We start from the raw sequence: 7,544 nt of genomic DNA on the forward strand, positions 1-7,544 counted from the left end.
AATGTTTTATCTTTTTCCTTTAATATAAGGCACGCCATTGGCTTTTGGCGCATCTGCCCGCCCGATAAAGCCGGTTAAAGCGAGAATCGTTAAGACATAAGGAGCCATCAGCATATACACATTTGGTATGTCTTTAAAAAGAGGGAGCAGCGATCCAATGATGCTTAAGCTTTGGGCGAATCCGAAAAACAGGGCGGCCCCCAGTGCTCCGATCGGATGCCATTTTCCGAATACAAGCGCTGCCAGGGCGATAAAGCCTTGCCCGGAGATGGTAGAGTGCGTGAAATCAAGCGCAATTGTGGAGGCATATACGCCGCCGCCGAGACCGCCGAACAATCCGCTGATCATCACGCCGATGTAGCGCATTTTATATACGTTGATTCCCATCGTATCGGCCGCCATCGGATGCTCACCGACAGAACGAATACGAAGGCCGAACGGCGTTTTGAACAAGATAAACCAGGAAATAAAGGCAAGTGCTATTGCAAGAATAGACGTATAATAGACATCCGAAAAGAAGATCTTTCCCAAGACGGGAATATCGCCCAAACCGGGGATTTTCGTCTTATAAAAAGGCTCTGGAATTTTGTCTGTCTGCGCTTTGCCGTAGATCAGTTTGACGATAAATAAAGTTGCCCCAAGCGCCAGCATGTTAATGGCGACACCGCTGACTGTCTGGTCGGCGCGAAACGAAATCGCCGCTGCCGCGTGAATCAGTGAAAACAGGGCGCCTGCTGCCATGGCGGCAAGGAGCGAAAGCCAGGGCGCGGCGGCACCTAATTCCGGACCAAAAAATAAATTAAATAACACGCTGGTGAACGCCCCGATAATCATGAGGCCTTCTAAGCCGATATTCACAACGCCTGATCTCTCGGAAAACACGCCGCCGAGAGCAGTTAAAATAAGCGGGGCCGCATAGACGAGTGTGGCAGGGACAATGATAGATAAAATCTGCACAATGTCCACTTAGTTCGCCCCCTTTTTCTTCAATTTGCCCATGACGAAACGAATCGCATAGCTTGAAGCCACAAATAGAATAATAATAGCAATCACAATATCAACGACCTCTGATGGAACGCCTGATTCAATCGGCATATTTAATGCGCCGATTTTCAGCCCGCCAAGCAGGCATGCTGCCAGTACAACGCCTACGGCTGTGTTTCCCCCGAGAAGAGCGACAGCGATACCGTCAAAGCCTACGCCGGTAAATGCGCCTTTCACTGCTGCATATTCGAATGTTCCTAGGCCCTCCATGGCTCCGGCAAGGCCTGCAAAAGCGCCGGAGATAAGCATGGAGGTCATGATATTCTTCCGCACGCTCATGCCGGCATACTGGGAAGCGTGCTGGTTAAACCCGACCGCCCGGAGCTCAAATCCCTTTGTAGTTTTGTTGATGATAAACCACATGATAGCTGCTGCGAGAAGGGCAACGATGATTCCCAAATGCAGCCGTGAGTAATCGGTGATCTGTTCAAGAAAAGGAGAGCGGAGGGAGGCCGATTCGTGAATTTTCCCCGTCTTGTCCTGATGATCTGTCAAGACGTTTGAAATGATGTAATTGGTCATGTGCAGCGCAATATAATTCATCATAATGGTGACAATGACTTCATGAACGTAAAATCGCGCTTTCAAAATGCCGGGAATAAACCCCCATAATCCTCCTGCAGCTGCCGCTGTAATCAATGCGAGCGGCAAGTGAATATATGCCGGTCCGTCAAACGCCGTACCGACCCAAACCGCTGCTGTCCAGCCGACGAGCAGCTGGCCCTCGACGCCGATATTAAAGAGCCCGGTTCGGAATGCAAAGGCGACAGCCAATCCGGATAAAATATAAGGCGTAATTTGCCGGATGGTTTCTCCGACATAATAGATTTCTCCGAATATTCCATTCCACAAAGCCGAATACCCGCTGGCCACACTGTAGCCGCTCACAAGCATAATCAACGCGCCGGCCGCAAGACCAAGGATGATTGCGATGAGCGGCACGAGTAAATGAGAGAGTCGTTTAACCATTTGCTTTCCCCGCTTCCTTTTGCGTGCTTCCTGCCATCAAGAGACCAAGCTCCTGTTCAGTGGTGTCCTGCGGATTAACGCTGGCGATAATGCGTCCTTCAAAAATAACGGCGATTCTGTCACTGAGATTCATAATTTCTTCAAGCTCAAACGAGAGGAGAAGAACGGCTTTCCCGGCATCACGCTGTTCAATGAGCTTTTTATGGACAAATTCAATCGCTCCGACATCAAGGCCGCGAGTCGGCTGGGCGGCAATTAATAAATCAGGATTTCGGTCTATTTCCCGCCCGATAATCGCTTTTTGCTGGTTTCCGCCTGACAATGCCCGAGCGTGTGTATATTCATCCGGCGTTCTGACGTCGTACTCGCTGATCAGGCTGCGTGCTTTTTTGTACATTTCGCCTTTATGTAAAACGCCCAATGCTGAATACGGCTTTTTGTAATAGCTTTGCAGCAGGATATTCTCTCCGATTGGAAAATCAAGGACGAGACCGTGTTTATGGCGATCCTGAGGAATATGCCCGATCCCGGATTCAGTGATTTTTCTTGGCGTCAGGTTTTGGATCTGTTTTCCGTTTAAGGTGATTGTTCCTGAATCTGTTTTGCGGAGTCCTGTCACCGCTTCGATCAGCTCTGATTGCCCGTTTCCGTCGACGCCTGCTATGCCGACTATTTCTCCCGCTTTGACTGAAAGAGACAAATCTCTGACTGTCTCTATTCCGCGGGTATCATTTACAGTTATGCCGTCAATCGCAAGCACTTCCGCTCCCGGCTGAGCAGCTCTCTTTTCGGTTTTGAACGATACCTCGCGGCCGACCATTAGACTGGCGAGTTCGTCTTGGTTTGTATCACGGACATCAAGGGTTTTGATGCCTTTTCCTTTACGGATAACCGTAACGCGGTCACAAATCTCCATAATCTCTTTCAGCTTATGGGTGATTAAGATGATGGACTTCCCTTCTTTGACCAGGTTCTTCATAATTTGCATCAGTTCCTTAATTTCATGAGGCGTCAAAACAGCCGTCGGTTCATCAAAAATCAGAATGTCGGCACCGCGGTAGAGGGTTTTTAATATTTCTGCGCGCTGCTGCATACCGACTGATATGTCAGCTGCTTTTGCTTCAGGATGGATCTGCAGGCCGTATCGATCGGAAATGTCCTGCACCTCTTGGCCAGCACGCTTCCGGTCAATTCTGCCAAACTTCTTTGGCTCCTTCCCGAGAATAATATTTTCAGCAACTGTAAAGGTGTCAACAAGCATAAAGTGCTGGTGCACCATTCCAATTCCAAGGTCATTCGCTTTGTTCGGGCTGTTGATGTGCACCTTCTCGCCGCGCACCCGAATTTCACCCCGCTCCGGCTGATACAGCCCGAAAAGGACATTCATCAACGTTGATTTCCCCGCTCCGTTTTCACCGAGCAACGCGTGTATTTCGCCTTTTTTGACTTGAAGATTGATATTGTCATTGGCGACGATACCTGGAAACTCCTTGCGGATATTGAGCATTTCAATGACATATTCCATTGATTGACCGCTCCTTTATTTCAAAATAAAAGAAAAACAAGGGATAAGGGCTCGACCTCCTTATCCCTGCGATTCTTATTCAGCTTTGAAGGTTTTGAGCTCTTTCTCAGTTGCCGGGACTTCCAATCCGTCGATGATTTTTTTCTTCCATTTATCGACCGCTTTGATCACATCATCCGATAGATTTTGTTTAGATGGAGAAATGCCGACTCCGTCTTGATCAAGCCCGTAGGTAAGTGTTTCGCCGCCCGGGAACTTTCCGTCACTCGCTTTTTTCGTTACATCTTCAACGACTGTATCTACTTTTTTCACCATGGAAGTGAGGGTGACGTTATCATCTGTTCCTTCTACCTGGCCTTCTGCGTATTGGTCTTTATCGACACCGATGACCCAGACATCGCGTTTTGGATCTTCTTTTTTCAGGTTTTTCGCTTCAGTAAAGACGCCTGTGCCAGTGGCGCCCGCAGAGTGATAAATAACATCTACGCCTGATTTATACATGCTTTCGGCGGTTGCTTTGCCGACATCGGCTTTATCGAACCCCCCTGCGTATTTCACTTCTACAACGGCTTTAGGGTTAACTGCTTGTACGCCGGCACGGAAGCCGACCTCGAATTTTTTGATTAACTCTGATTCCATGCCGCCTACAAAGCCGATTTTTCCTGATTTGCTTGATAGGGCTGCGGCCACTCCGACGAGAAATGAGCCTTCCTGCTCTTTAAACGTAATACTTGCGACGTTGTCTTTATCGACAACAGCATCTATAATCGCAAAGTTTGTATTTTTGCGCTGGTCAGCAATTTCGCTGATTGAATCCTCCATTAAGTAGCCGACGCCGTAAATTAAGTCAAAATTCTCACGCGCCAATTTATTTAAGTTCGTTGTATAGTCTGCATCTGATTTGGATTGAAGATAGTCGTAACCGTTTTTGCCTTTTTTCAGCCCATTCTCTTTCCCAAAGGCTTGGATGCCTTCCCAGGCTGATTGGTTGAAGGATTTGTCATCCACTCCGCCTACGTCAGTAACCATCGCCACACTGAATTTGTTTTTGCCTTCGCCGGAGCCGCTGCTTTTTTCGCTGTTTCCGCATGCTCCTAATATGGTGCCTGCTGCGATCACAAGTGACATCGCCAATCCGATTTTTCGTTTATTCAAGATATAACCCCCCCAGAAAAATTTGGTTCAAAGCTGATCCGGCCAGTCATATGATGGGCTGTCCTGAACAATTTCTTAGAATCGATAAAATTTTCTGATAATAACAAATGGAATGCGCTGAGACAGTTCTATTCTTCCCTGAATAAGCGTGGTGTGAGTATTTCCTTCGAAAGGCGGGGAAGAGAAGGATGTGGAAGGCGTTCCGGGCGGAAAACCGTGACATCGTTTTCTGAAGTAAGACTTATGACTTAGTTTTTCGGGATCAACTAACCAATCATAATTTATCATTTAACTAATAAGAAATAAATAGAATTTCGCATAATTTTTTAAAAAGTATCTATTTTTAGAATTGTTTGCTTAAAAATGTGAAAGGCCCTTTGTTATTCTTGTATAACTTATCAACAATAGAATCAAGCATCTTGGCAAGAGATATGACAGAAAAACGCACTGCTCAAAGCAAGCAGTGCGTTTTTCTTATAGATATTGCTTTATTCCGTTAAGGTTACTGTTGTTGACGTTGTACTGAAACACAGGTCTTCCGATCGTTCCGTACGCCATTTCTACATTCAGAACCTGTATATCTTCAAGAAACTTTAAGTATTTTCGTATGGATACTTGAGAGATTTCTGTGTGCTTTGCCAAGTCTTCTGTCGTAAAAGATTCATTTTCAAATGACTGGATACTGGACCAGATCAGCTTCAGCGTGCTTTTTGTCAGGCCTTTAGGAAGCTGCACTTTTTCTGTTGCTTCTTTCTTTTGAAAAAGCTCGGCGTCCAGTTCTTTTTGGCTCATGTTGCGATGGGTTGAATACACCTTTTGTTTTCGTCTGTAATCAGACAGAGCCGTTTGGAAACGTTCAAATTCAAACGGTTTGATTAAATAATCGACAGCTCCGTACCGAAGTGTTTTCTTGATTACGTCAAGCTCGCTGGCCGCTGAGATGACAATCACGTCAACCGCTTCATTTTGGGCTCTCAATTCCGTCAGCAGTTCCAGCCCGTTTTTTCCCGGCATATAAATATCAAGCAAAATGAGGTCGATATGGTGCTCGCCTAAAATATGCAGAGCGCTTTGAAAGGAAGAAGCGATGCCTTTCAGCTGAAAGCCATCTATTTGGCTTAAGTATCGTTTATTTAATTCACCCACCATGGGGTCATCTTCAACTATTAGTACATTAATCATGATTTTCCTCCTTCGGTTCGTACGGGATGCGAATACTGAATGTCGTTCCTTCATTCTTTTCGCTTGTGAGGATCATTTGGCCTTTTAAATTTTCGATGCTTTGCTGTGTGAAATAAAGGCCGAATCCCCGGTTTTTGCCCTTTGTTGAATAGCCTTGTTCAAATACTTTGGCTTGGTCTTCTTCAGACATGCCTGCTCCAGTATCGGTAATTTCAATGTCCAGTATGCTGTTATGGAAGCGCATGGACATGGTGATTTGTTTTTTCGGCATATCGGCAACGGCGTCTAAGCCATTGTTGATGAGATTTCCGATGATTGTAATAAGTTCATGGATGACAGAAGGGTCTGCCGCGTTCGGGATGACACCGTTGCATTCAATATCAAGATTTGCGCCCTGCTCACGTATAAAGCTTTGCTTTCCAAGCAGAAAACCGGCCAGTACGGAGCTTTTGACATCATTTATAATTTCACTTGTTTCTGATTTTTGCTGTATGGCTATATCTTTAATATAATCTCCAAGATCATCATACTCTTTCAGCTGGACGAGACCTAATATCACATGCAGTTTGTTCATAAATTCATGAGACTGCGCTCTCAGTGCGTTTGCATACATTTTAACACCGGAAAGCTGTTCAGCTAAATGTTTTACCTCGGTCTTGTCGCGGAATGTTGCAATCGCTCCGACAGTTTGTCCTTTCAGCTGGATAGGAACTTCATTAAACACAAGCTCCAGCCCGTTAATGCGGACGTCTCTGTCTTGAAGAGGTTTTTTTGTCTCAATGACCTTTTTCAAGCGGCTTTTCGGCAAGATGTAGTCTACATCCTGATCAATGGGATTTGTGTTGATGCCCATTTTGACGAATAGGCGTTTTGCTTCCGCGTTGGCAAGTTTAATTTTGCCATGTTCATCGACAGCGAGTATTCCTTCCTTCGTCGATTCCAGCATCGCGCTCCGTTCTTCAAGCAGAGTCGCAATTTCATAAGGTTCAAGTCCGTACATGATATTTTTCACTGTACGGGCGACGATAACGGCTCCGATCACACCGACGAAGATGCTGACGCAAATAATAAAGTAAAGCGGCCGTAAGCTATGGCTGATCACTTCATCAATTTCATTTACGGTGATGCCGACCGCGACTGCACCGACCTGTTTTCCATTCTCCGCGTAGACAGGGACGAACGCTCTCTGCGATTTCCCGAGCGTGCCAGAGGCTGTGCTGATATGGACATGCCCTTTTAATACCTCGGACTCATCACCGCCTCTGAATTTTTTTCCGATTTTGCTCGGGTCAGGATGAGTTTTGCGGATACCGTTCATATCCATGACGACAACAAATTCCGTGCCGGTAATTTTCTGAACCCGCTTTGTGTAGCTCTGCAGTTCCTTTTGTTTTTTTCCGCTTTCTAAAGCAGCGGCTGTCATTGGCGCTTCAGCTACCATTTCAGCAGTCTGCAGCGCAGTGGCCTTTTCCTGATCTCTAATTCGTTTGGTGGTTTGGGCACCGACTGTAAAAAACGTAATGAGCAATGCGATTAATACAACGATACAAACAAATATGGTGAGTCTGGTTTGCAGTTTTAATGTTTTTTTCATATAAAACTTCCTTACGTTTTATGATTCCTGCGTACTACTTTACTCTCAAAATGCTGCTTTGTGAAGATTTGGGAC

The 7,544-nt window shown here is 45.9% G+C and carries 6 protein-coding genes; all 6 read right to left on the minus strand.

Going from position 1 to position 7,544, the window contains the following annotated elements; genetic code table 11:
- Window positions 1–6: 6 nt before the first annotated feature.
- On the minus strand, window positions 7–966 hold the full coding sequence (gene nupQ / locus RAC86_RS32235) for a guanosine ABC transporter permease NupQ (protein ID WP_014480697.1): 960 nt from the start codon (window positions 964–966) through the stop codon (window positions 7–9).
- The gene (gene nupP / locus RAC86_RS32240) at window positions 967–2,013 is read right to left on the minus strand and encodes a guanosine ABC transporter permease NupP (RefSeq protein ID WP_377886465.1); all 1,047 of its coding nucleotides are present in this window, start codon (window positions 2,011–2,013) and stop codon (window positions 967–969) included. It lies immediately after the preceding gene.
- Complete coding sequence (gene nupO / locus RAC86_RS32245) at window positions 2,006–3,538, minus strand: guanosine ABC transporter ATP-binding protein NupO (RefSeq protein WP_377886466.1); 1,533 nt, start codon at window positions 3,536–3,538, stop codon at window positions 2,006–2,008. Before nupO ends, nupP begins: the two co-directional genes overlap by 8 nt.
- A gap of 75 nt (window positions 3,539–3,613) precedes the next feature.
- Entirely contained in the window at window positions 3,614–4,693 is a 1,080-nt protein-coding gene (nupN, locus tag RAC86_RS32250) for a guanosine ABC transporter substrate-binding protein NupN (protein WP_015384509.1), read from the minus strand.
- 474 nt (window positions 4,694–5,167) lie between these two features.
- Window positions 5,168–5,875: a two-component system response regulator MaeM gene (gene maeM, locus RAC86_RS32255; RefSeq protein WP_014477821.1), complete on the minus strand. Its 708-nt coding sequence runs from the start codon at window positions 5,873–5,875 to the stop codon at window positions 5,168–5,170.
- Window positions 5,868–7,469, minus strand: coding sequence for a two-component system sensor histidine kinase MaeL (maeL, locus tag RAC86_RS32260; RefSeq protein WP_029725862.1), 1,602 nt, complete (start codon window positions 7,467–7,469; stop codon window positions 5,868–5,870). The genes maeM and maeL overlap by 8 nt, the downstream gene beginning before the upstream one ends.
- Between the last annotated feature and the right edge of the window lie 75 nt (window positions 7,470–7,544).

The sequence above is a fragment of the Bacillus sp. LR_5 genome (assembly GCF_042709275.1).